At 65.0% G+C, this 22059-nt stretch carries 21 protein-coding genes; 8 read left to right on the top strand and 13 right to left on the bottom strand.

Features of this window, described 5'->3' with window-relative positions:
* Positions 1-110 precede the first annotated feature (110 nt).
* Positions 111-1628 carry a tetratricopeptide repeat protein gene (locus AAA989_RS15115; RefSeq protein ID WP_338244997.1) on the top strand — a complete coding sequence of 506 codons (1518 nt, stop codon included), beginning with the start codon at positions 111-113 and terminating at the stop codon, positions 1626-1628.
* Between the two features lie 61 nt (positions 1629-1689).
* On the opposite strand, the gene AAA989_RS15110 is transcribed toward AAA989_RS15115, so the two are convergent.
* Complete coding sequence (locus AAA989_RS15110; protein WP_338244995.1) at positions 1690-2433, bottom strand: cistern family PEP-CTERM protein; 744 nt, start codon at positions 2431-2433, stop codon at positions 1690-1692.
* Between the two features lie 161 nt (positions 2434-2594).
* On the opposite strand from AAA989_RS15110, the gene AAA989_RS15105 reads away from it, so the two are divergent.
* Positions 2595-3611 carry a tetratricopeptide repeat protein gene (locus tag AAA989_RS15105; protein WP_338244993.1) on the top strand — a complete coding sequence of 339 codons (1017 nt, stop codon included), beginning with the start codon at positions 2595-2597 and terminating at the stop codon, positions 3609-3611.
* A gap of 3 nt (positions 3612-3614) precedes the next feature.
* On the opposite strand, the gene pth is transcribed toward AAA989_RS15105, so the two are convergent.
* The 8 genes from pth to AAA989_RS15065 form a co-directional block, all read right to left on the bottom strand.
* Positions 3615-4184 carry an aminoacyl-tRNA hydrolase gene (pth, locus tag AAA989_RS15100; RefSeq protein ID WP_338244991.1) on the bottom strand — a complete coding sequence of 190 codons (570 nt, stop codon included), beginning with the start codon at positions 4182-4184 and terminating at the stop codon, positions 3615-3617.
* Between the two features lie 12 nt (positions 4185-4196).
* Positions 4197-4661 carry a hypothetical protein gene (locus AAA989_RS15095; protein WP_338244989.1) on the bottom strand — a complete coding sequence of 155 codons (465 nt, stop codon included), beginning with the start codon at positions 4659-4661 and terminating at the stop codon, positions 4197-4199.
* Positions 4661-5356: a 50S ribosomal protein L25/general stress protein Ctc gene (locus tag AAA989_RS15090; protein ID WP_338244987.1), complete on the bottom strand. Its 696-nt coding sequence runs from the start codon at positions 5354-5356 to the stop codon at positions 4661-4663. The genes AAA989_RS15095 and AAA989_RS15090 overlap by 1 nt, the downstream gene beginning before the upstream one ends.
* Positions 5357-5453: 97 nt before the next feature.
* Entirely contained in the window at positions 5454-6326 is an 873-nt protein-coding gene (locus AAA989_RS15085; RefSeq protein ID WP_338244985.1) for a TraB/GumN family protein, read from the bottom strand.
* The gene (locus AAA989_RS15080) at positions 6323-7213 is read right to left on the bottom strand and encodes a TraB/GumN family protein (protein WP_338244983.1); all 891 of its coding nucleotides are present in this window, start codon (positions 7211-7213) and stop codon (positions 6323-6325) included. The genes AAA989_RS15085 and AAA989_RS15080 overlap by 4 nt, the downstream gene beginning before the upstream one ends.
* 43 nt (positions 7214-7256) lie before the next feature.
* The gene (locus AAA989_RS15075; RefSeq protein ID WP_338244981.1) at positions 7257-7682 is read right to left on the bottom strand and encodes a hypothetical protein; all 426 of its coding nucleotides are present in this window, start codon (positions 7680-7682) and stop codon (positions 7257-7259) included.
* The gene (locus AAA989_RS15070) at positions 7666-7863 is read right to left on the bottom strand and encodes a helix-turn-helix transcriptional regulator (RefSeq protein ID WP_338244979.1); all 198 of its coding nucleotides are present in this window, start codon (positions 7861-7863) and stop codon (positions 7666-7668) included. Before AAA989_RS15070 ends, AAA989_RS15075 begins: the two co-directional genes overlap by 17 nt.
* 398 nt (positions 7864-8261) lie before the next feature.
* On the bottom strand, positions 8262-9221 hold the full coding sequence (locus tag AAA989_RS15065; RefSeq protein WP_338244977.1) for a TraB/GumN family protein: 960 nt from the start codon (positions 9219-9221) through the stop codon (positions 8262-8264).
* A gap of 109 nt (positions 9222-9330) precedes the next feature.
* Between AAA989_RS15065 and AAA989_RS15060 the strand changes: the two genes are divergently transcribed.
* The 3 genes from AAA989_RS15060 (at position 9331) to ppdK (ending at position 15194) form a co-directional block, all read left to right on the top strand.
* On the top strand, positions 9331-10242 hold the full coding sequence (locus AAA989_RS15060; RefSeq protein WP_338244975.1) for a glycine--tRNA ligase subunit alpha: 912 nt from the start codon (positions 9331-9333) through the stop codon (positions 10240-10242).
* On the top strand, positions 10239-12395 hold the full coding sequence (glyS, locus tag AAA989_RS15055) for a glycine--tRNA ligase subunit beta (protein WP_338244973.1): 2157 nt from the start codon (positions 10239-10241) through the stop codon (positions 12393-12395). Before AAA989_RS15060 ends, glyS begins: the two co-directional genes overlap by 4 nt.
* Before the next feature lie 120 nt (positions 12396-12515).
* Positions 12516-15194: a pyruvate, phosphate dikinase gene (gene ppdK / locus AAA989_RS15050; protein WP_338244971.1), complete on the top strand. Its 2679-nt coding sequence runs from the start codon at positions 12516-12518 to the stop codon at positions 15192-15194.
* On the opposite strand, the gene AAA989_RS15045 is transcribed toward ppdK, so the two are convergent.
* A complete protein-coding gene (locus AAA989_RS15045) occupies positions 15191-15940 on the bottom strand; it encodes a methyltransferase domain-containing protein (protein ID WP_338244969.1) in 750 nt (249 codons plus the stop codon). The two genes, ppdK and AAA989_RS15045, sit on opposite strands and share 4 nt — an antisense overlap.
* A 41-nt stretch (positions 15941-15981) precedes the next feature.
* Here AAA989_RS15045 and AAA989_RS15040 point away from each other — a divergent pair, with 41 nt between their 5' ends.
* The 3 genes from AAA989_RS15040 to AAA989_RS15030 all read left to right on the top strand — a co-directional run bounded on the left by AAA989_RS15040 (position 15982) and on the right by AAA989_RS15030 (position 19105).
* Positions 15982-16632 (top strand): ComF family protein, encoded by a 651-nt coding sequence (locus AAA989_RS15040; RefSeq protein WP_338244966.1) that lies wholly within the window; start codon positions 15982-15984, stop codon positions 16630-16632.
* 350 nt (positions 16633-16982) lie between these two features.
* Positions 16983-17372 (top strand): phosphoribosyl-AMP cyclohydrolase, encoded by a 390-nt coding sequence (hisI, locus tag AAA989_RS15035; RefSeq protein ID WP_434781459.1) that lies wholly within the window; start codon positions 16983-16985, stop codon positions 17370-17372.
* Complete coding sequence (locus AAA989_RS15030) at positions 17369-19105, top strand: acyl-CoA dehydrogenase family protein (protein WP_338244962.1); 1737 nt, start codon at positions 17369-17371, stop codon at positions 19103-19105. Before hisI ends, AAA989_RS15030 begins: the two co-directional genes overlap by 4 nt.
* Here the strand turns inward: AAA989_RS15030 and AAA989_RS15025 are convergent.
* The 3 genes from AAA989_RS15025 to AAA989_RS15015 are packed head-to-tail and all read right to left on the bottom strand — an operon-like array spanning position 19102 to position 22038.
* The gene (locus tag AAA989_RS15025; protein WP_338244960.1) at positions 19102-19806 is read right to left on the bottom strand and encodes a dienelactone hydrolase family protein; all 705 of its coding nucleotides are present in this window, start codon (positions 19804-19806) and stop codon (positions 19102-19104) included. The two genes, AAA989_RS15030 and AAA989_RS15025, sit on opposite strands and share 4 nt — an antisense overlap.
* Complete coding sequence (gene cysK / locus AAA989_RS15020; protein ID WP_338244958.1) at positions 19803-20723, bottom strand: cysteine synthase A; 921 nt, start codon at positions 20721-20723, stop codon at positions 19803-19805. The genes AAA989_RS15025 and cysK overlap by 4 nt, the downstream gene beginning before the upstream one ends.
* Before the next feature lie 4 nt (positions 20724-20727).
* The gene (locus tag AAA989_RS15015) at positions 20728-22038 is read right to left on the bottom strand and encodes an MFS transporter (RefSeq protein WP_338244956.1); all 1311 of its coding nucleotides are present in this window, start codon (positions 22036-22038) and stop codon (positions 20728-20730) included.
* Positions 22039-22059: the final 21 nt, after the last annotated feature.

The raw sequence follows: 22059 nt of genomic DNA, 5'->3' as shown, positions 1-22059 counted from the left end.
GCGTTTGGATTGGCGTTGCGCCGCGCCTTAGACGCTCGGCACCGGGAAAGCCAGCGGATGCGGAAAGGCGGTAAACCGCTTTTCAACCTGAACCCGCTAGGGCTGCCGGCATGAAACCGCACCCCCACTTTCTTGCCGCTGCCGCTCTTGCCCTTGCGCTCCCCGGATGCGGCATTTCGCCGGAGGAACGCATGGACCGGGCCGAACAGGCCTTTGCGGACCATCGCTTCGGCGAGGCGCGGCTCGACCTCGGCACACTGTTGCAGGCCGACGAGAACGATGCGGAGGCGCTGGACCTGCTCGCCCGGACACAGCTGATGCTGGGCGACGGCACCGGCGCAAATTCCACGCTGCTGCGCCTGGAACAGCTGGGCCGGTCCCCAGCCGATCATCGGGCGCTGCTGGCCGAGGCATTCCTGCTGCAGGGCGAGTTCGAGAGCGCCCTGGCCGCGGGAGAATCGCTCGGCACGGCGGATGGATTGCGCATCGCCGCACTGGCCCACATCGGCGTCGGTCGCCGGGAAGAGGCGGTCGATGCCTTCCAGCGCGGTGTTCGCGCGCCGGGCGATCGCTCGCGGCTCCATGCGGACTACGCGCGCCTTGCCATGGCATCCGGGGATGCCGATCTGGCGGCGGAGCAGGCGCGACTGGCGCGCGAGGCCGACCCCGAGGGGCTCGATCCGCTGCTGGCGAGCGCGCTGATTGCGCAGGAAATGGGCGCCCTTTCGCAGGCGCTCGAATTTTTCGCTCGGGCACAGGAGGAATGGCCCGATTCCCGCGCGGCCTTGCTGGGCCGCATCGGCGTGCTGGGCGACATGGGGCAGATCGAGGAGGCGAGTGCATTGGTGGCCGATGCGGCGCGCCGGATGCCGGGCGATCCCGACGTGATCTACCTGCAGGCGCGCCTGGCTGCCGAGGAGTCGGACTGGGCCGCCGTGAGAGACCTGCTCCAACCGATCGAGAGCAGGGACGATCCGCGCCAGCAGTTGCTCTACGCCCGTTCGCTGCTCGAACTGGAGATGCCCGAGCAGGCCTTGCCCCGGCTTGCGGACCTTGTCCGACGCAATCCGCAGGCAGCGGAGCCGCGGCGGGTGCTGGCGCGCGCGCAACTGTCCGTCGACGATGCCCGTTCCGCCTTCGACACGATCCGCCCCCTTGCGACCAGCGCTGACGGCACACCGCGCGATCTCGCGCTCTACGCCGAGGCTGCTCGGCAGTCGGGCCAGACACGGCTGATCGACGAAGCCCTGGCGCAGGCTCCGCCGGAAGAGCGCGTAGCCACCTTGCTGGCCCGCGCCGATGCGCACCTGCGCGCCGAACGCTGGGGCGCGGCCATCTCTGCCTACGAACAGCTGCGCGGTTGGACGGGCGATTCCAACGCCCTTGTCCTCAACAACCTTGCTTACGCGACGAGCCGGACGGGCCGGTCCGAGGAAGCGCTGGACCTGGCTCTGGCTGCGCTGGCACTCGCGCCCGATCATCCCAACGTGCTCGATACCGCGGGTTGGCTGATGGTGCAGACCGATCGCGATAGGGCGCGCGGCGTGGAACTGCTGGAGCGGGCGGCACGGCTTGCGCCGGGCAACACCACCATTGCCGAACACCTTGCGAGCGCCCGGCGCGGATAGACAAAAGGAAAGGGCGTCGTCCCACTGGAACGACGCCCCTACCAGGAACAGTAAGAGCCGATCAGGCGAAAGCGGGCTGCATCTCGCCGGTGGAAAGCTTGCGACGACGGCGCGCAAGGCCGAGGCCGAGCAGTGCAAGCCCGAGCAGGCCGATTGCACCCGGCGCCGGCACCTGCGTACCGCTCGACGTGCTGCTGGTGGTGGAGCCGCTGGACGTGGTCGACTGCCCGCTGGCAGAAGTCACGTCGCCGGCTCCGCTGATGCCCTGATAGCGCACGAAGAAGTCGCTCAGCGTGATCTCGCTGACGTCGGAGCCGAACAGCAGCGAAAGCGTGCCGCTGCCGCTCTGGCCCTCGGAGATGCCACCGCTGTTCGAGCACGAGCCGCTGTTTGCCGCCTTGAAGCAGACATCCACCGCGCCGATCTGGTTGGGATAGGACGGGTCGCTGCCCTGTCCATCCGTCACGAAGGCGAAGCTGTAGTCGCCGGTCGACGTGGCGGCGGTAATGTCGGGATCGACATTGAAGGCGAAGCTCGAGATGTTCGACGTCAGGCCGCCGCCGGTCGTGTTGTCGACCAGGTAGCCGAAGGTGTAGGCGCTGCCCGTCACGCCCTCGAGCGTGAAGGTGATCGAACTGGTCAGGTTGTCGACCGTGTTCGTCGGCGAATTGGCGAAGCCATCGAAGTCGATCGTAAAGCTCGATCCGATGTCACCGCTGCCCAGCGTGATGGGATCTGCAAGCGCGGGTGACGCGATCGCGATGGACGCAGCGGCAAGCAGCCCGCAGGCAAATTTCGAACGCATCTTAAACCCCCAGAAGAATGGTTGATGACATCGAAGCAATCGGCGTGCCAATTGCGGCTTTCTGCGGGTCACGATGGTTAACGCACGCTTCTCGAGGGTTAAGTTGTAAGGAATTTCGACGCTTCACCGAATGTTTGCGCTTTCCCGGTACAGCATCGCTGATGTTCCGCCCGCGTACCCTTGAGGCCGCCATTCTGGCCATGGCCCTGTCCGCCTGCTCGGCGGCGCCGGTCGATCCGCTGGATGAGGCGCAGGCTTCGTTCGAGGCGCAGGACTACCTTGCTGCCTACGAACACGTGCAGACAGCGCTGGTCGCGGATGCTGACAGCACCACGGCCCTGGAGTTGCTGGCGCGAATTCAGCTGGCGATGGGGAGGGGTGAAGACGTTGCCGCAACCCTCGACCGGTTGGAGGCTGCGGGCGGAGGCTCCGAGGACCTCGTTCTCGTCGAGGCGGAGGCCAAGTTACAGAGCGGCGAAACCGACGCCGCGATCGAACTGATCGGAAACGCACGAAGCGCCGAAGCCTGGCGCTTACGGGCGCTGGCAGCCGACCTCGAAGGGGATGAGGAGGGCGCCAGGGCGGCCTTTCGCCAAGGGCGCAGCGCCGAGGGCGAGCGGGTGCGCCTGTACACCGCGGAGGCGAGCTACCTCCTCGCCCGCGGCGAGACGCAGGACGCAGCGCGCGCCGTGGCCCGGGCTGTCGGCGCAGCTCCTGAACGGGTGGAAACGCTGTTTGTCGCCGGTCGCCTGGCAGAGGCGCAGGGCAATCACCTTGTCGCGCTTTCGAACTACCTTCGGATCATAGAGAAGGTGCCGCTGGACAGGCCTGCGCTGATCGCCGCCATTGCCGCATCCGAACGGGCAGATAAGCCCGAAATCACGCGGCACCTGATCGCCTACGGTGCCGAAACCCGGCCGCTGGACCCGGAATTCGTCTACCAGCAGGCGCGGGTGCGGGCCTGGGATGGCGAATGGGCCGACGCGCGCGAACTGTTGCAGGCGAGCGAAGCCGAGCTCGCAGACCACGATCCGGCCCGGCTGCTGTATGCCGAATCCCTGCTGCAGCTTGGCCAGGTGGAGACGGCCCGGGCCATTGCCGCGCCGGTTGTCGCGCGCAACCGGGGCGATGCGGAAGCGATGCGGGTGCAGGCAGCGATCGAGGCTGCCAGCAGCTGACGCTCAGTCCTGCATCCGCAGGGCGTATTCACTCATGAAGCGCGGGTCGTCGCCCGCCGCCAGCCATTCCGCGCAGGAGCCGATGGCACCCAGCATCTGGACGAGATCGTCCATCTCCGCCTTGGAATAGTTGCCCAGCACGTGGCCGTGCACCCTGTCCTTGTGACCGGGGTGGCCGATGCCGATGCGCACGCGGCGGAAATCGGGGCCGAGATGGGCGTCGATCGATCGCAGGCCGTTATGCCCGGCGTGGCCGCCGCCCTGTTTCACTTTCACCTTGAACGGAGCCAGATCCAGTTCGTCGTGGAATACCGTCAGGGCTTCCACGGGCAGCTTGTAGAAGCGCATGGCCTCGCCCACGCTGCGGCCGCTTTCGTTCATGAAAGTGCCGGGTTTCAGCAGCAGGATCTTTTCGCCGCCGATGCGGCCTTCCTGCAGCCAGCCCTGGAACTTCTTCTGCACCGGATCGAAATCGTGCATTTCGGCCAGCACGTCGCAGGCCATGAAGCCGACGTTGTGACGATGCATGGCATAGCGCGGTCCGGGATTTCCCAGGCCTACCCACAATTGCATGGGGAACCTCCCCTAGCGTTCACCCTCTTCGGGTACGCCGGTTTGCGGCGCGGCCTGCTGCGGTGCATTGGCCTGAAGATTGGTGTTGCCCAGCACTTCCATCACCGAGAGGTAGAAGTTCGCGCAGGTGTTGGCGAACCTGTCCAGCTGCTGGCGGTTGGAACTGGCAATCAGCCCGGCGGCCTGCCGGAACTGCGCCACCGCCTCGGCAGAGGAATAGTGGCTGAGCCGTCCGGCATAGAAGGCCGAGATGATGGTGAGGTTGTTGAGGATTTCGGAGCGTTGCTCAGGCGTCATGGAAGCCGCGTTCGCAAGTTGCCCGCGACGCTGCTGCATCAGCACGAAGCACTGAAAATCCTGCGGATCGGACGGCAGAACGCGGGCGGACTGGGCAAGCGCTGGAGCCGGCGCGAGGGAAATTCCCCCGGCCAGCCCCGCAGCCAGCGCGAGCGCAGCAAGGCGTGCGCGCGTCGGCATTACTCGCTCTTTTCTTCCTGCTCTTCCTCGGCATCGGCATCCGGACCCTGTTCGGTCGCGGCAACGCCGTCGGCAGGCACTTCCTCTTCGCCTTCGGCTGCCTCCTCCTCGTCGCCGGAGCGCTTGAGGGCAGACGGGGCAACCACGGTGGCGATGGTGAAGTCACGATCGGTGATCGCGCTTTCCGAACCATCGGGCAGGGTGACGGCGCTGATGTGCACCGAATCGCCCACTTCCAGGCCGGTAACGTCGATCTCGATCTCGCCGGGGATCTTGTCCGCATCGCAGACCAGTTCCAGCTCGTGACGCACGATGTTGAGCACGCCGCCCTTCTTCAGGCCGGGGCTCGCTTCCTCGTTGGTGAAGACGACAGGCACGTTCACTTCGATCTTCGCGCCCTTCGTCAGGCGCATGAAGTCGACGTGGATCGGCCGGTCGCTGACCGGGTGGAGCGCCACATCCTTGGGAATGGTGCGGGTTTTCTTGCCATCCACCTCGACCATGACGATCGAGTTCATGAAGTGGCCGGTCATCAGTTGCTTGACCAGCTCCTTTTCCTCCACGTGGATGGGAGAAGGTTCTTCCTTGCCGCCATAAATGACGGCGGGTACGCGGCCTTCGCGACGCAGCGCACGGGAGGCTCCCTTGCCAGCCCGTTCACGCATCTCGGCCGGCAGATTCAGAGCGTCGCTCATCAGTAATGCCTTTCGATTGCAGATACATACACCGCCACGCCTCCAGGGATGACATCGGCGGAAGGCGCGCGTCTAGCAGGATACGGCGCAAAAGCAACTACTGGATGCGGCGCGCCTCGTACCCGCGCGCCTGCAACAGGGCGACCACGCCTTCGTCTCCGATCACGTGGCCCGCGCCCACCGCGACAAAGGGCCGGGCGCCCGCATCGACCAGTTCGGCGATCCTTTCGACCCAGCGGGCATTGCGATCCGAAAGCAGCACGCGCTTCAGTTCGGGCGAGAAATCCAGCGTGTCGTTCACGTGCGCGGCGAGCTGGTCCTCGTCGCCGGTCAGCCAAGCCAGCAGCATTTCCTGCTCGGAATTGGCCTGATGCGATCGCGCGACGCCGTAGAGCAGGTCGGCCTGCGCTTCCTCGGACAGGGTATCGAACATCTCCAGCTGCTGGGAAAAGCCCTCAAGCCCGATCACCTCTTCGGCGTTGTGGATCAGCACGCGGTCGACGCCGTTCGCCGGATCGCCGCTGCGCACCTCGGACGATAGCATCATAGCCGCGGCCCAGCTTTCGACGCGGCCGAAATCGGTATCGGCCATGTCGGCCTCTTCCATCAGGGCCTGCAGGGCAGGGCGCTCGCCCGGCTCCACGCGGCTTTGCAGCGGGGGTTGCCCCGGCGTCTCGGAAAGATCCGCGAAAAGGCCCATTCCGGCCGGATCGTCCAGGTTGGCCACTTCCACCACCAGCACCCCGGCCTCTTCGAACGTCTCGTCCAGCACGGGAGAACCCCAGGCCATGTCGTCGGGCAGGGCATGGACCGTGCCGAACACCCAGCCTTTCTCACCCGAACGCGCGGTGATCTCCCAGATCGCGGGGGAGGCGTCGGGCCAGTCGGTTTCAGGCTCGAAAGGGGCGCCGCAGCCGGTCAGCCACAGCGCCCCTGCAACGACAAGCGAGGTAATGCGTTTCGCGATCAACTTCCGATCCGTTTCACCGTCAGGCCGCGCTCCGCCAGCAAGGCCTGCACGCTGCCTTCGCCGGCCAGGTGCCCGGCTCCGACCGCGACGAATACCGTACCGGGGGTGTCGAGGCGGTTTTCGATCCAGTCGACCCAGTTGCGGTTGCGGTTGACCAGCAGGCGCTCGCGAAGTTCCGGATCGTCCATCTCGGCATTCATCAGTTCGCCCAGCGCATCGGCATCGCCTTCCAGCCACTCGGCTTTCATAAGGTCCAGCGAGGCGACCATCTTGTCGATATTCTCGACGGTTGAATCGAGCAGTGCCAGCTGCGCGTCCATCGGCAGGGTATCGAACAGGGCAACCTGCTCCTCGACCGTTTCGAGCGCGCCGCGCTGCTTGTCCTCGCCGCGCTGTCGCAGGACCATTTCGACACCCGCGTTCGGTTGCCAGCCTGCCTGCATCAGCGGAAGCATGGAAAGGCTGAGCGTCGCCGCCCAGGGTTCCACAGGGTCCATCGCGGCGGCGGGGACACCCAGGCCTTCCAGCGCGGCCTCGTATTCGGCGCGATTTTCCTCGGTCATCAGGCTGCGCAGGGTCTGACCTTCGGGCAGCATGGCGAGACCGGCCATTGCCTGGGCGGAGCTATCCATGTCGTCCATGGAGATTTCGAAGACCAGCTCGTCCGAGGAATCGAAGGCCTTGGCGATCCGATCGTCGTACCAGGTCTCGCCTTCGGGCAGGACGTGGATCGTGCCGAACAGGTAGATCGTCGTGTCCTTGTCGGAGAGGCTCCACAGGGCCGGGCCGACGGCCTCTTCCTCGTGGTGATCGGCGAGGGCGGGGGAGATGAATGCGCCCAGCGACAGAGCCAGGGCAGAAACGGTACGAGCCAGGGTGCGTAGCATGTGCGATACTCCAGGAGAGAGTGAAGGTGGGGGGGATTGGAATTCAGCGCAAGCCCAACTTGCGAAGACCGTAGGCGATGCCGGTAACGACCGCGACGGCAACGTAGAGGAGCACGTCGTCCATCGGCGGGGCGATGCCAATGTGGGCGAACGCCAGCCAGGTCGGCAGGCCGACGCAATAGAAGTACAATCCGATCATGCCGGCCCACAGGTTGTCCATCACATCGAGTTCGTCGACACGGCGGAAGTAACCCCATGTGAACCAGGTGAAACTGACCAGCGCCAGGCCCCAGAGAACGACTATCAACCAGCCCGGAAGCGCACCTTCTTCATATAGCGCGGCGGCATAGCCGGAGCCGAGACCTATCGCGATGGTGGCGGCCATGCCCAGCGCACAGAATGTCCAGAGCCGCCGGGTTCGCGATTCCAGGCGCTGCTCTCCCGAGAGGGCTTCATTGGTGTCCGTCATCGAAGATCTCCTCGATAGGCATTTCGAAAAGGCGGGCGATCCGGAACGCGAGCGGCAGCGAAGGATCGTGCTTGCCGGTCTCGATTGCGTTCACGGCCTGGCGCGATACGTCGAGCCGACCGGCGAGTTCGGCCTGGCTCCAGTCGCGCTCGGCACGCAGGACTTTGAGGCGATTGTTCATCGGACCTGTCAGATCCCCGGCCCGGCCAAAGGCGCGGCTTCAGCAAACGGAACGAAAGGCATTAGCGGGTCGTCCGCCTTGCGGTCTCCCGACTTGTTACCTTCGTCGTGCATGAAAGATCTCCTCCGTGGCCCGGTTCAAAAGGCCAGAGAGGCCAGCGATGTGAACATCACCGCGCCGATGGATATCCAGAAGGCCAGCGCCTCGCCCCGTGTCATCGGGCGCGACTGGCAGGTTCCGAGCAACTTGCGAAACATTGTCTGTCTCCGTCAGGCAATCCTGACGTTATGTCAGGAATACCTGACTTTATGTCGTGTTTTCTTTCCAGTGTCAAGAAAACCTGACTTCACGTCAGGGCGGCCCTGCCCGAGGACACAGACTGTTTTTCAATCAGTGCTCTAGTTGATGCGTTCCGCGTGCAGGCCACGCGCCTGCAACTTCACGAGCACCGAATCGGGACCTTCGAAATGGCCCGCACCTACCGCCACCAGCACGGTGCCGGGTCTATCGAGTCGCTCGTCCAGCCACTCCGCCCACTGGGTGTTGCGATGGTTCAGCAGCACTTCGCGGAAGGCATCCCCGATCTTTCCGTCGCCGAAGCCGAGGTCGAAATCCTCGTCCACTTCGCCGCGCGCCCAGGCATGTTCCATCGCCCAGTAATCGTCGCCGGTAAGGTCGTCGTAGGAGGTGTCGTAAAGGCCATCGATCGACTTGCCGCGCCATTCGCGCAACTGCACGTCCAGCTCGCCGACCACTTCCGCCTCGTCCACGCGGAACAGGCCGTACATGACGCGTCCGAAATCCTCGATCGATTCGATCGGTCGCCCGCTTTCGGTGAATTCGCGTTGCAGCACCGTTTCCACGCCGAACTCGTAGCGGGATGGATCGCCTTCGAGGCTCGTCTGGCCAAAGCCGAGCAGCGCGACCATCACGGGAATGGAATCGACGTATTCGAAGGGCATGCCCGTCAGCGTGATCAATTCCCGCCAGCGCGGGCGGGAGCCGGGCGAGAGCTGGCGCGAAGTGGGAGTGCGATTCTCCATGACGCGGGCGATCTTCGGCCCGATGGCGTCGAGCGCGCCCATGCTGTCCTCGTCGCTGGTTTCCACCACCAGCACGTCCGCCTCGTCGATGATCGCGTCCAGCTGCGGATTGCGCCACCGGAAACCCTCGGGCAGCAGGTGGATCGTGCCGAGCATGTAGATCGTCGTGTCCTCGTCGGACAATTCCCACATCGCCGGGGCGGGCTCGTAGTCCTGCGTGAAGGCAAAGCGATCCTCTTCCGCCTGAGCGCTTGCGCCAAGCGGCAGGCAGGCGGCCAGCGGTGCCAACAGAAGTGTGAGCAAAGGGCGCGTCATCGCCCTTACCTGACACCCGCCGCGCCCGCCATGTCAAGCGCCCCGCGGCAGCGTGTTCGCGCGTGCGGCATTGACGCTTGCAGGGGCTTGAGCCATTGCCCGGCGCGAGATGACGACAACCACGGACCGCAATCCGCAATCCTCGTTCCAGGACATGATCCTTGCCCTCCACGATTTCTGGAGCGCGAACGGCTGCCTGATCCTGCAACCCTACGACTTGCGCATGGGCGCGGGCACGTTCCACACCGCCACGACGCTGCGCGCGCTGGGGCCGGAGCCATGGAACGCCGCCTTCGTGCAGCCGTGCCGCCGTCCGACCGACGGGCGCTATGGCGAGAACCCCAACCGGTTGCAGCATTACTACCAGTACCAGGTGATCCTGAAGCCGAGCCCGCCCGACATTCAGGAGCTCTACCTGGAAAGCCTGCGCGTGATCGGCATCGATCCGCTCAAGCACGATATCCGCTTCGTGGAAGATGACTGGGAAAGCCCCACGCTGGGCGCCTGGGGCCTTGGCTGGGAAGTGTGGTGCGACGGGATGGAAGTGACCCAGTTCACCTATTTCCAGCAGATGGGCGGCTTCGACTGCAAGCCCGTGGCGGGCGAACTGACCTACGGCCTCGAACGTCTCGCCATGTATATCCAGGGCGTCGACAACGTCTACGATCTCGATTTCAACGGGAAGGGCGTGAGCTACGGCGAAGTCTTCCTCGAGAACGAGAAGCAGATGTCGAAGTGGAACTTCGAGGTCGCCGAGACCGATGCCCTGTTCGACCTGTTCAACAAGGCAGAGGCCGAGTGCCGCAACGCGCTGGATGCCGACGTGCCCATCGCCGCCTACGAGCAGGCGGTGGAAGCCAGCCACCTTTTCAACCTGCTGCAGGCGCGCGGCGTGATTTCGGTGCAGGAACGCGCCAGCTACATGGCCCGCGTGCGTGACCTGGCGCGCGGTTCATGCGAGAAATACGCGGAGAAGCTCGCGCCCGAGTGGCAGGCGAAGTATCCGGAGTGGTCGCTATGAGCGATTTCCTCCTCGAACTGCGATCCGAAGAAATTCCCGCCCGCATGCAGGCCGGCGCCCGCGCGGAACTGGAAAAGCTGTTCCGCCGCGAGATGGATGCCGCGGGAGTGGAAACGGGCGCGATCACCGTCTGGTCCACCCCCCGGCGCCTTGCGCTGATCGCACGCGCTCTGCCGGATGCAACGAAGGCGGTTTCGGAAGAGGCCAAGGGTCCGCCCGTCGGCGCGCCCGATCAGGCCGTGGAAGGCTTCTGCCGCAAGAACGGCGTCTCCCGCGACGATCTGGAAGTGCGCGACGTGAAGGGCCGCGAAACCTATTTCGCGGTGAAGAACATTCCCGGCCGCGCCACGAAGGCCCTGCTCGCCGAAGCCATCCCCGCCATCGTGCGCGATTTCAGCTGGCCCAAGTCCATGCGCTGGGGCGAAGCCTCGCTCTCGACGGAAAGCCTTCGCTGGGTGCGCCCGCTTTCGGGTATCGTCGCCTTGCTGGGCGAGGAACTGATCGAGTGCGAGGTGCACGGCGTCACTTCCGGCTGGGTCACCCTGGGCCATCGCTTTCATCATTCGGGCGACATCACCATCGGCAGCGCCGACGACTATGCCGAGAAGCTGCGCGCCTGCCACGTGATCGTGGACCACGAGGAACGGCAGGACCTGATCCGCGATGCCGCAGCAAAGGTAGCCTCCGCCGCTGGCCTGACGCTGGTGGAGGACGAGGGGTTGGTGGTTGAGAACGCCGGCCTTACCGAATGGCCGGTGCCGCTGCTGGGCCGGTTCGACCCCGAGTTTCTCGCCGTGCCGCCCGAGGTCATCCAGCTTACCGCGCGGGTGAACCAGAAGTATTTCGTCTGCGAAGGCGAGGGCGGAGCGCTCGCCAACGCCTTCGTCTGCACCGCCAATATCGAGGCAGCGGACGGCGGCGAAGCCATCGTCGACGGCAACCGAAAGGTGCTTGCCGCGCGTTTGAGCGATGCGCGCTTCTTCTGGGAACTGGACCAGAAGACGCCTCTGGCCGACCATGCCAGCAAGCTGGAGCGCATCACCTTCCACGAGAAGCTGGGCACCGTCGCCGACAAGGTCGAACGCGTCGCCAAACTCGCTCGCTGGCTGGTGGAAGAAGGCGTGGTGCAGGGCGCCGACGCAGACCAGGCCGAACAGGCCGCGCGCCTTTCCAAGGCCGACCTCGTCACCGAGATGGTAGGCGAATTCCCCGAACTGCAGGGCCTGATGGGCGGCTACTACGCCGAGAAGGAAGGCCTGCCCCGCGAAGTCTCAAACGCCATCCGCGATCACTACAAGCCGGTGGGGCAGGGCGACGATGTGCCCACCGCGCCGGTGACCGTGGCGGTTTCGCTGGCGGACAAGCTGGATACGCTCGTCGGCTTTTTCCAGATCGACGAGAAACCTACCGGCTCGAAGGATCCCTTCGCGCTGCGCCGGGCGACCCTCGGCATTCTGGCCCTGATCCTCGAGAACGACCTGCGCATCAGCCTGAGGCAACTGATCACCGCTGCCGCCCATCCGGGCGGCTCGCCGGATGCGAGCCGCGACATTGCCGGCTTCTTCATCGAGAGGTTGAAAGTGCAGCAGCGTGAAGACGGCATTCGCCACGACATGATCGACGCCGTTCTTCCGAACGAACGCGACGGCGACACGGTTAGAACGGTCGCCCGCGTCCACGCCCTGCAAGCCTTCATCGATACCGACAACGGGGCAAACCTGCTCGCCGGTTACAAGCGAGCGGCCAACATTCTGAAGAAGGAAGATTGGCACGGCATCGAGGGCGAGATCGCCCGTACGGGAGAGGAAGACCCGCTGGCGCTGGTCGACGATCCCGACATGAAGGCCGTGGTCGACGCCAAGATGACCGAGCGCCACGCCCGCGAACTGTCCTACACCCCCGAACCTGCTGAAAAGGCGCTGATAGAAGCGCTGGATGCGGCGGAACCGAGAGCCAGCGCGGCCATTGAGTCCGAGGATTTCGAAGCCGCCATGTCCGCGCTCGCCAGCCTTCGCGCCCCCATCGATGCCTTTTTCGACGAGGTCACCGTGAACGCCGACGATGAGGACAAGCGCGCTGCCCGTCTCGACCTGCTTGCACGGTTTCGTGCTGCAGTGCACAACGTGGCGGACTTTTCCAGGATCGAGGGTTGAAGCGAAAGGTGACAGGTCCAACACCGATTTCGGCAGAAACCTTCGTGAAGACAATGAATTGGGATCGATCTGGCGCTTTTGGAAAGCGCGGGTTTGGCGTTCCAGGTTTGAGGTAAGGCAATGACGCAAACGGTCTACACTTTCGGCGGTGACGCGCCCCACGACGATCCCCGCCAGCGCGACAAGACCGTGACCGGAGGCAAGGGCGCAAACCTTGCCGAAATGGCCAGCATCGGCCTGCCGGTCCCTCCCGGCTTCACCATCACGACGGAAGAGTCGGTGCGTTACCTCGAACATGGCGCCGCCTTCTCCGACGACCTGCGCGCCGCCGTTGCGGATGCTCTCGCGCATATCGAACGCAGCGTGGGCAAGGCATTTGGCGACGCGGCCGACCCGCTTCTCGTCTCCGTCCGGTCCGGCGCGGCGGTTTCCATGCCCGGCATGATGGACACGGTGCTGAACCTGGGCCTCAACGACGAGACCGTCGAAGGGCTGGCAACCGTCAGCAACGACGACCGCTTTGCGTGGGACAGCTATCGCCGCTTCGTGCAGATGTATTCGGACGTGGTCCTCGGCCTCGATCACGGCCTGTTCGAGGAAGCGGTGGAGATCGCCAAGGAAGACAACGGCTATTTCACCGACACCGAGATGACCGCCGACGACTGGCGCGCCATCGTGGGCGAGTTCAAGCAGATCGTGAAGGCGGAACGCGGCGGAGAGCCGTTCCCGCAGGACGTGCATGAACAGCTGTGGGGCGCCATCGCCGCCGTCTTTGCCAGCTGGGATACCGAACGCGCGAAGATCTACCGCCGCCTCAATTCCATCCCGCACGACATGGGCACCGCCGTGAACGTGCAGGCGATGGTTTTCGGCAACATGGGCGATACCAGCGCCACCGGCGTCGCCTTCACCCGCGACCCCTCCACCGGAGAGCGCACCTATTACGGCGAGTGGCTGGTGAACGCGCAGGGCGAGGACGTGGTGGCGGGCATCCGCACGCCGCAATATCTCACCCGGGCACGGCGCGAGTCCGCCGGAGCGGAAAAGCCGAGCATGGAAGAAGCCATGCCCGGCGCCTACGAGGAGCTGACCCGCGTCTTCGACCTGCTCGAAAAGCACTACAAGGACATGCAGGACATCGAATTCACCGTGCAGGAAGGCACGCTGTGGATGCTGCAGACCCGCAACGGCAAGCGCACCGCGAAGGCGGCGCTGAAGATGGCCGTGGACATGGTGGAAGAAGGCCTGATCGACGAGGAAACCGCCATCTGCCGGGTCGATCCCATGGCCCTGGACCAGCTGCTGCACCCCACACTGGATCCCGATGCGGAGCGCGACGAACTTGCCAGCGGCCTGCCGGCCTCTCCCGGCGCGGCGTCGGGCAAGATCGTGCTGGATGCCGATACGGCGGAACTGTGGGCGAACCGCGAAGAAGACGTGATCCTGGTTCGCGTCGAGACAAGCCCCGAGGACATTCACGGAATGCACGCGGCGCGCGGCATCCTGACGGCGCGCGGCGGCATGACCAGCCACGCCGCCGTGGTGGCGCGCGGCATGGGCCGTCCCTGCGTCTCGGGCGCAAGCGGCGTGTCGATCAACCTTGAACAGCGCACGCTGCGCATCGGCTCTCGCGAACTCAGTGAAGGCGACGTCATCACCCTGGATGGCGGCACCGGGCAGATCATGGCGGGCCGCGTGCCCACGATAGAGCCGGAACTGGCCGGTGATTTCGGCACCCTGATGGAATGGGCGGACAGGCACCGCCGCATGGGCGTGCGCACGAATGCGGAAACGCCGGAGGACTGCAGGACCGCCCGCGGTTTCGGGGCGGAGGGCATCGGCCTTTGCCGCACCGAGCACATGTTCTTCGACGCCGGCCGGATCAGCGCCGTTCGCGCGATGATCCTGGCCGACGACGAGGCCGGTCGCCGCCGCGCGCTGGAGCGGCTGCTGCCCGAACAGCGGGGCGACTTCGCCGAGATCTTCCGCACCATGCACGGGCTGCCGTGCACCATCCGCCTGCTCGATCCGCCGCTCCACGAATTCATGCCGAGCCGTGACGAGGAGTTCCAGGAACTGGCCGACAGCCTGGATGTCAGCATGGATCATCTGAAGCGGCGCGCGGGCGAGCTTCACGAATTCAACCCCATGCTGGGCCACCGCGGCTGCCGCCTGGGGATCACCTATCCCGAGATCTACGAGATGCAGGCCCGCGCCATTTTCGAGGCCGCCTGCGACGTGACCGCCGAAGGCGGAGATCCCGTGGTGCCGGAAGTGATGATCCCGCTGGTCGCCACGAAGAAGGAACTCGAGATCCTCCGCAAGCTGGTGAACGAAACGGCGGAGGAAGTCTTTGCCGAGAAGGGCGCCAGGGTCGAATATCTCGTCGGCACCATGATCGAACTGCCGCGCGCCGCACTGATGGCGGGCGAAATTGCCGAGGAAGCGCGGTTCTTCTCCTTCGGCACGAACGATCTCACGCAGACCGCGCTCGGCGTGTCGCGCGACGACGCCGGGCGATTCCTGTCGCCCTATGTCGACAAGGGCATCTATGCGCGCGATCCTTTCGTCAGCCTCGACGTCGATGGCGTGGGCCAGCTGGTGGAAATGGCTGCCGAGCGAGGGCGGGCGACGCGACAGGATCTGAAGCTCGGCATCTGCGGCGAGCATGGCGGCGACCCGGAAAGCATCGCCTTCTGCGAGAAGGTCCGGCTCGACTACGTCAGCGCCTCGCCCTACCGCGTCCCGATCGCGCGGCTCGCGGCGGCGCAGGCGGCTCTGCGAAGCAAGAAGGTCTAGCGGCGACCCGTCAGGGTGATGATCTCGAAGGTCTCGCTGACCTTCCCGTCGTCATCGGCCCGCGCCAGGAACGCGCGCCGCGCCCGCTCCAGGGCAGCGCGCGACAGCGGCGGGGCGGGATTGGCAAGAACATTGCCCAGCGCATGGGCGCGCAGGTCTTCGACAAGCCGGTCGAGCGAGCCATAGCGCACCTTCAGGGCGAAGCTGTCGACCACGGGATCGCGCCACCCCGCTCGTGACAGCAATTGCGGGCAGGATCGCGGATCGACAAGCGGATGCATGCGGGCGGCGGGCCTTTCGGCGTCCGCCTCGATCATGGCGCGGCGCAGGTTCTGAAGACTGGCCCCTCCGACAAAGGTGGTGATCACAAGGCCTTGCGGCTCAAGCAGTTCGCGCATCTGGATCAGCGCACCGGGAAGGTCGTTGACCGTATCGAGCGAACCGACGCTGGCGACGAGATCGAACGATCGCTCCGTCGCCTCCACTGGCGCATCGAAGTCTCGGGGCAGGAAAGTCGTCGTGGCGTCAGTGCGGGGCAGGGCCTGCGCGAGGTCAGCGCTACCGAAACCCTGCAAGCCGATGGAGCGTGGTTCATGGCGCACGAAGGCGAGACGCTCGACGATATCGTCGATCATCGTATCGAACAGGAAGAGGTCGGTTTCCTCGCGCTTGCGCATCGCTTCGGCACGCTCGCGCCGCGCCTCTTTGCGCCGCGGTGAGAAGATCGTTGGTGGTGCCTTGTTCATCCCGCTTGCCTACCGATCAGGCGGCGGGCAGCATAGCCCGCATGGCTTTGAAGCAGGCTTTTGCCCCGTTGGTGGACCTGATCTATCCGCCGCGCTGTCCGCTTTGCGGAGAGGCGATCGCGACGCAGCAAGGACTGTGCACCGCGTGCTGGTCGACGCTGGAGCTTCCGGCCGATTCGCACTGCCAGGACGGCATCACCGCCGCCACCCTCTACAACGATACCGCGCGCCAACTGGTGCTGAATTTCAAGCATGGCCGCAAGATTGCGCTGGCGGGCATGATGGCGCGCCAGATCGCGGCGCGACTGGGGGAGCTGGAAGGCGATTGGCTGGCCGTGCCCGTCCCACTTCATCGCGTCCGTTTGTGGCAACGCGGCTACAACCAGTCGGCCCTGATCGCGCGCGAACTGTGCAAGGCGAGGGCGTTGACCCTGGTTGTGGACGCCCTCGTTCGCACGAAGCGCACGCCCAGCCTCGGTGGCCTTGGGCGCGAAGAGCGAGCGCGGGTGCTGGACGGGGCGATCGCCGCCAATCCGGCGCGGCGGGCCCAACTGGCTGGAGCGAAGGTCCTGCTTGTCGATGATGTCCTGACGAGCGGTGCCACCAGCAACGCCTGTATCGGCGCGCTGCGCAAGGCAGGAGCCGGCGAGGTGCGCGTCGCCTGCTTCTCGCGCGTTGCGCAGCACCGATAATCGGGGGAGGAGGACGGGAAATCACTGGGCGGAAATGCAAAACGCCCGGGCACAAAGGCCCGGGCGTTCGCGTGACGATTACGCTGGAATTTTCGCGCGAGCCCCCCAGCCGGCGCGTCCATTCCAAACCCTCATGAACTCGGAGCCTCCGTTTGTTCGGTTAGGCACCGAGACCCCCCATACCCTGGCCGGTATGGCAGGCGGCCCGTCCAGCCGCAGGTCAGTTCATCTCACCGAAAGGTTCTGATGAAAACAGCGAAAGTTTCGAGTGATAGTTTTTGCCGATGCGTTGTGTTTATCGTGCAACAAAATGGTATGCGGACAGCAACCTACTGTGCGAATGCGAAAGGATCGAAGCCATTTCGGAAAAAGAGAAGCTCCGCGAGGCAGGCAGCGAGTTCATGCCCAAGTTCGACGCGGCAGGACTGCTGACGGCGGTCGTACAGGATGCCCGGACCGACGAAATCCTGATGCTCGCGTTCATGGATGCCGAAGCCTTGGCCGCCACGCGTCGGACGGGGCTGGCCCACTTCCATTCGCGCAGCCGTGACACGCTGTGGAAGAAGGGAGAGACATCGGGCAACGTGCTCGCCGTGGAAGAAATACTGGTGGACTGCGATCAGGACGCCCTGGTCCTCAAGGCCCGTCCCGCCGGGCCAGCCTGCCACACTGGCGCGCGCACGTGCTTCTATCGCAGGCTTGATGGCGAAACACTTGAACCCGTGGGAGAGACCGAATGAGCGGATGGACTGCACCTTCGCGCGATACGCTTTTCATCCTCAACGACGTCCTGCAGATCACCGACTGCGATCTGCCGGGCTACGATACGCTGGATGAGGAAACCGTCCAGGCGGTGGTCGAGGGCATGGGCAAGTTCTGCGCCGATGTCCTCGCCCCGCTCAACCCCGTCGCCGATGCGCAGGGCTGTACCCGGCACGAAGACGGCAGCGTTTCCACGCCCGACGGTTTCAGGGAGGCCTATGATCGGCTGGTCGAGTCGGGTTGGAATACGCTCGCGGCTTCGGAAGAATACGGCGGGCAGGGCATGGGCCACGCGCTGGGCACGGTGCTGGAGGAATACATGAACTCGGCCTGCGCCAGCTTCATGATGTATCCCGGCATCGTCGGCGGTGCGACGGCTACGATCATCTCGGTTGGTTCCGAGGAACTGAAGGGCGCCTACGTCCCGAAAATCATCAGCGGCGAATGGCTGGCTACCATGGCGCTGACCGAAGGGCACGCCGGCACGGACCTTGGCCTCATGCGAACGAAGGCGGAGCCGCAGAGCGACGGCTCCCATGCCATAAGCGGCGAGAAGATCTTCATTTCGGGCGGGGAGCACGACCTGACAGAAAACATCGTCCACCTCGTTCTGGCGCGGCTGCCCGATGCCCCCGCCGGATCGCGCGGCATCTCCCTGTTCCTCGTGCCCAAGGTCCTGCCAGATGGCGAACGCAACGCGGTGTCGTGTGCTTCCATTGAACACAAGATGGGCCTGAACGGCAGCGCCACCTGCGTGATGAATTTCGATGGCGCGAAGGGCTGGCTGCTTGGCAAGGAGCACGGAGGCCTCGCCGCCATGTTCATCATGATGAACGCCGCTCGCCTTGGCGTGGGGGTGCAGGGCCTGGCCCATGCCGAACACGCCTACCAGCGCGCCGCCGCCTATGCCCTGGACCGCAAGCAGGGGCGCGGCATGGGAAAGAGAAGCGATCCCGATGCCGCAGCCGACTCGCTGCTCGTTCATCCCGACGTGCGGCGCATGCTGCTGGACGCGCGCGCCTTTGCGGAGGGTTTTCGTGCTCTCGTCCTGTGGACTGCGATGGAAATCGACCGCGCCCATGCCGGCGATGCGGAGGCAGACGCACTGGTTTCCTTCCTGACGCCGGTGATCAAGGCCTACGGGAGCGACCGCGGATTCGAGACGGCGGTGGAAATGCAGCAGGTGCTGGGCGGCCATGGCTACGTAAAGGAATGGGGCATGGAGCAGATCGTGCGCGATGCCCGCATCGCCATGATCTACGAAGGCGCGAACGGCGTGCAGGCGCTCGACCTAGCCGGTCGCAAGACGCTGAAGGATGGCGGCACGGTGGCAAACGCCTTCTTCGCACTGGTGGAGAAGGCAGCGAACGAGGCACCTGACGACATCGGCCATCCGCTGCTGGAGGCTCTCGACGATGCGCGCCATGCCCTGGCGTCCTTGCTGCAGACCGCCGGAGACGATCCGAACAACGTCGGCGCCGCCTCCTATGCCTTCATGCAGATGATCGGGGTTGTCGCGGTCGGCTGGATGTGGGCACGCATGGCCCGGATCGTAGAGAATCGCGACGACGATTTCTCCGCTGCGAAGCGCATCACCGCGCGGCACTATGCCGAGAGAAGCCTGCCGCAGACCGCGACGCTGCGCGCACGAGTGGAAGCAGGAGCGGAGAACCTTATGAAATTGCCGGAAGAGGCCTTCGCCCGGTCCTAACCGTCGATGATTTCCTCGAACAGGGACATCATCGCGGCCCAGCTCTGGCTGTCGGCGCTGGCATTGTAGGCCGTCGCGGGGTTCTCGCTGGGGGCAGGATTCGTGAATCCGTGTTTCACCCCGGAATAGGAATGGAAATGCCAGTTAGCTCCGGCTCGGTCCATCTCCTGCCAGAATTTCAGCACTTGGTCGCGCGGCACCATCGGGTCCGCATCACCGTGGCAAACAAGGATGCGCGCCGTCACGGACCCGGACTTGGCCGGCATGTCGGTGTTCAGCAGGCCGTGGAAGCTCACCACGGCATCAACCGGTGCTCCCTCCCGCGCCAGTTCCAGCGCGGCCTGGCCGCCCATGCAGAAGCCGATGATGAAGAACGGCAGGTCCTTGGCTTCCTCCAGGCTCGCCAGCGCACGGAGCGAGGCACGCAGTCGCTGGCGATAGAGCTCGGGCGTCTGGCGTATCTCGCCCGCGAACAGACGGGACTGATCGAAATCCTCCGGAGTCTTGCCGTAGAAATCGGCAATCATCGCGAGGAAGCCCGCTTCAGCCAGTTCCCACGCCTTGGCCTCCACCGCCGGGGTTGGGTTCATGATCGTGGGAAACACCAGCACCGCGCCGCGAGGCGGCCCATCTGGCCGGGCGAGATGCCCGGTTAGCGGCGTGCCTGCGTCCTCGTAGGCGATGGGTTGGAAGCCGCTCATTCTGCGGGCCAGAAATCAGGCACCGAGAAATAGCGTTCGCCGGTGTCGTAGTTGAAGCCCAGGACGCGGGTGCCCGCATCGAGTTCGGCCAGCTTGGAATTGATCGCGGCGAGCGTCGCGCCTGAACTGATGCCGACGAGCAGGCCCTCTTCGCGCGCACAGCGGCGCGCCATTTCCTTCGCGGCCTCGGCATCGACCTTGATCGCGCCGTCGATGGCATTGGTGTGCAGGTTGCCCGGAATGAAGCCGGCACCGATGCCCTGGATCGGGTGAGGGCCGGGCTGACCGCCCGAAATGACGGGCGATTGCTCGGGCTCGACCGCCCAGGCCTTCATGTCCGGCCATTCCTTCTTCAGCACCTCTGCGCAGCCGGTCAGGTGGCCGCCGGTGCCGACGCCGGTGATGAGGCAGGCAGGCGGCGCGTCAGCGAAATCGGCGAGGATTTCCTTTGCGGTGGTGCGGGCATGCACTTCCACGTTTGAAGGGTTCTCGAACTGCTGGGGCATCCACGCGCCTTCGGTCTGTTCGACAAGTTCGGCTGCACGCTCCAGCGCGCCCTTCATGCCCTTTTCCTTCGGTGTCAGATCGAAGCTGGCGCCGTAGGCCAGCATGAGGCGGCGGCGCTCGATGCTCATGCTTTCGGGCATGACCAGAACCAGCGTGTATCCTTTCACCGCGGCCACCATGGCAAGGCCGATGCCGGTGTTGCCGCTGGTCGGTTCGATGATCGTGCCGCCCGGCTTCAGTTCGCCCGACTTTTCGGCATCTTCCACCATGGCCAGCGCGATGCGATCCTTGATCGAGCCGCCGGGATTGGCGCGTTCGCTTTTCACCCAGACCTCGTGGTCGGGGAAGAGGCGGGCCAGGCGGATGTGCGGCGTGTTGCCGATCGATTGGAGGACGTTATCGAACTTCATTGGTTCAGGCTCCCTTTTCTGCCGTTTCGCGCTTCCGTGCGTCAGCGGATGTTGCATCCGCCTCTAGCACATCTTCGGGGGGATCGAAGGTCTTCGTGGTGCGCAGCACCGGGAACAGGACGGCCCACAGCGCCACGGTGGCGATTGCACCGGCTCCGCCAAGCGCCACAGCCGCGACGGGGCCGATGAGAAATGCGAGGCTGCCGGAGAAGAAATCGCCGAATTCATTGGATGCGCTGATGGTCAGCTGCGAGACGGCGGAAACCCGGCCGCGCTTGTCGTCAGGCGTGTGCAGCTGGATCAGCGACTGGCGGATGTAGACACTGAACATGTCTGCAGCGCCGACAATGAACAGCATCGCCAGGCTCAACGGCATGGACTTCGAGAATGCGAATATCACCGTGGCCATGCCGAAGGCCGCGACGGCCAGCAGCATCTTCGGACCGACCTGGGTCCGCAGAGGCCGGAAGGAGAAGAACAGCGCCGTCAGCGCGGCGCCGATTGCCGGGGCCATGGCCAGCTGGCTCAGACCCGTTGCGCCCACCTGCAGGATGTCACGGGCGTAGACGGGGAACAGCGCGGTCGCACCGGCCAGGAAGACGGCGAAAAGGTCCAGCGTGATCGAGCCGAGCACCATCTTGTTTCGCCAGACGTATTCGAGGCCCTCGCGCACCTGCTTGATCGGTCGGGCCGTGCCTTTCGGCTTTCCGCGCGGCACGTCGCCGATGAAGCTGAGCGCGATGGCCGAGATGGCAAACAGCCCCGCCGCCGCGGCGTAGGGAAGGGCGGGTATCACTTCGTACAGCACGCCGCCAACGGCGGGACCGACGATCATGCCGGTCTGCCAGGCGATCGACGATAGCGCGATGGCGTTGGGCAGGACTTTCGCGGGGACCAGGTTCGGGGCGAGCGCCGACAGCGCCGGACCGGCAAAGGCCCTTGCCACGCCCAGCACCACGGCAACGCCATAAAGGACCCACAGCGAAATTGCGTCCTGCCAGGTGAACCAGGCCAGCACCAGCGCGCAGAGGAGTTGCAGCAGCACGGTCAGTCGGCCGAGATCGCGGCGGTCGAACCTGTCGGCGGCCAGCCCGGTAAACGGGGTCAACAGGAACAGGGGTACGAATTGCAGCAGACCGATCAGTGCAAGCTGGCCGGAGGCCTCCCCCACGCTCATCCCGCCGTCGCGACCCAGGTTGTAGGTCTGCCACCCGATGATCAGCATCATCGCGTACTGGGCCAGCGTCATTGTCAGGCGCGCCAGCCAGAACGCGCGGAAATTCGGTATGCGGAAAGGCGAGGGCTCGGAACTCACCCGCGCGCCATGGCAGCGCGA

This window comes from Aurantiacibacter hainanensis (assembly GCF_036321025.1).
In the GTDB taxonomy this organism is placed as follows: domain Bacteria; phylum Pseudomonadota; class Alphaproteobacteria; order Sphingomonadales; family Sphingomonadaceae; genus Alteraurantiacibacter; species Alteraurantiacibacter hainanensis.
This window is presented reverse-complemented; position numbering and strand designations above follow the sequence as displayed.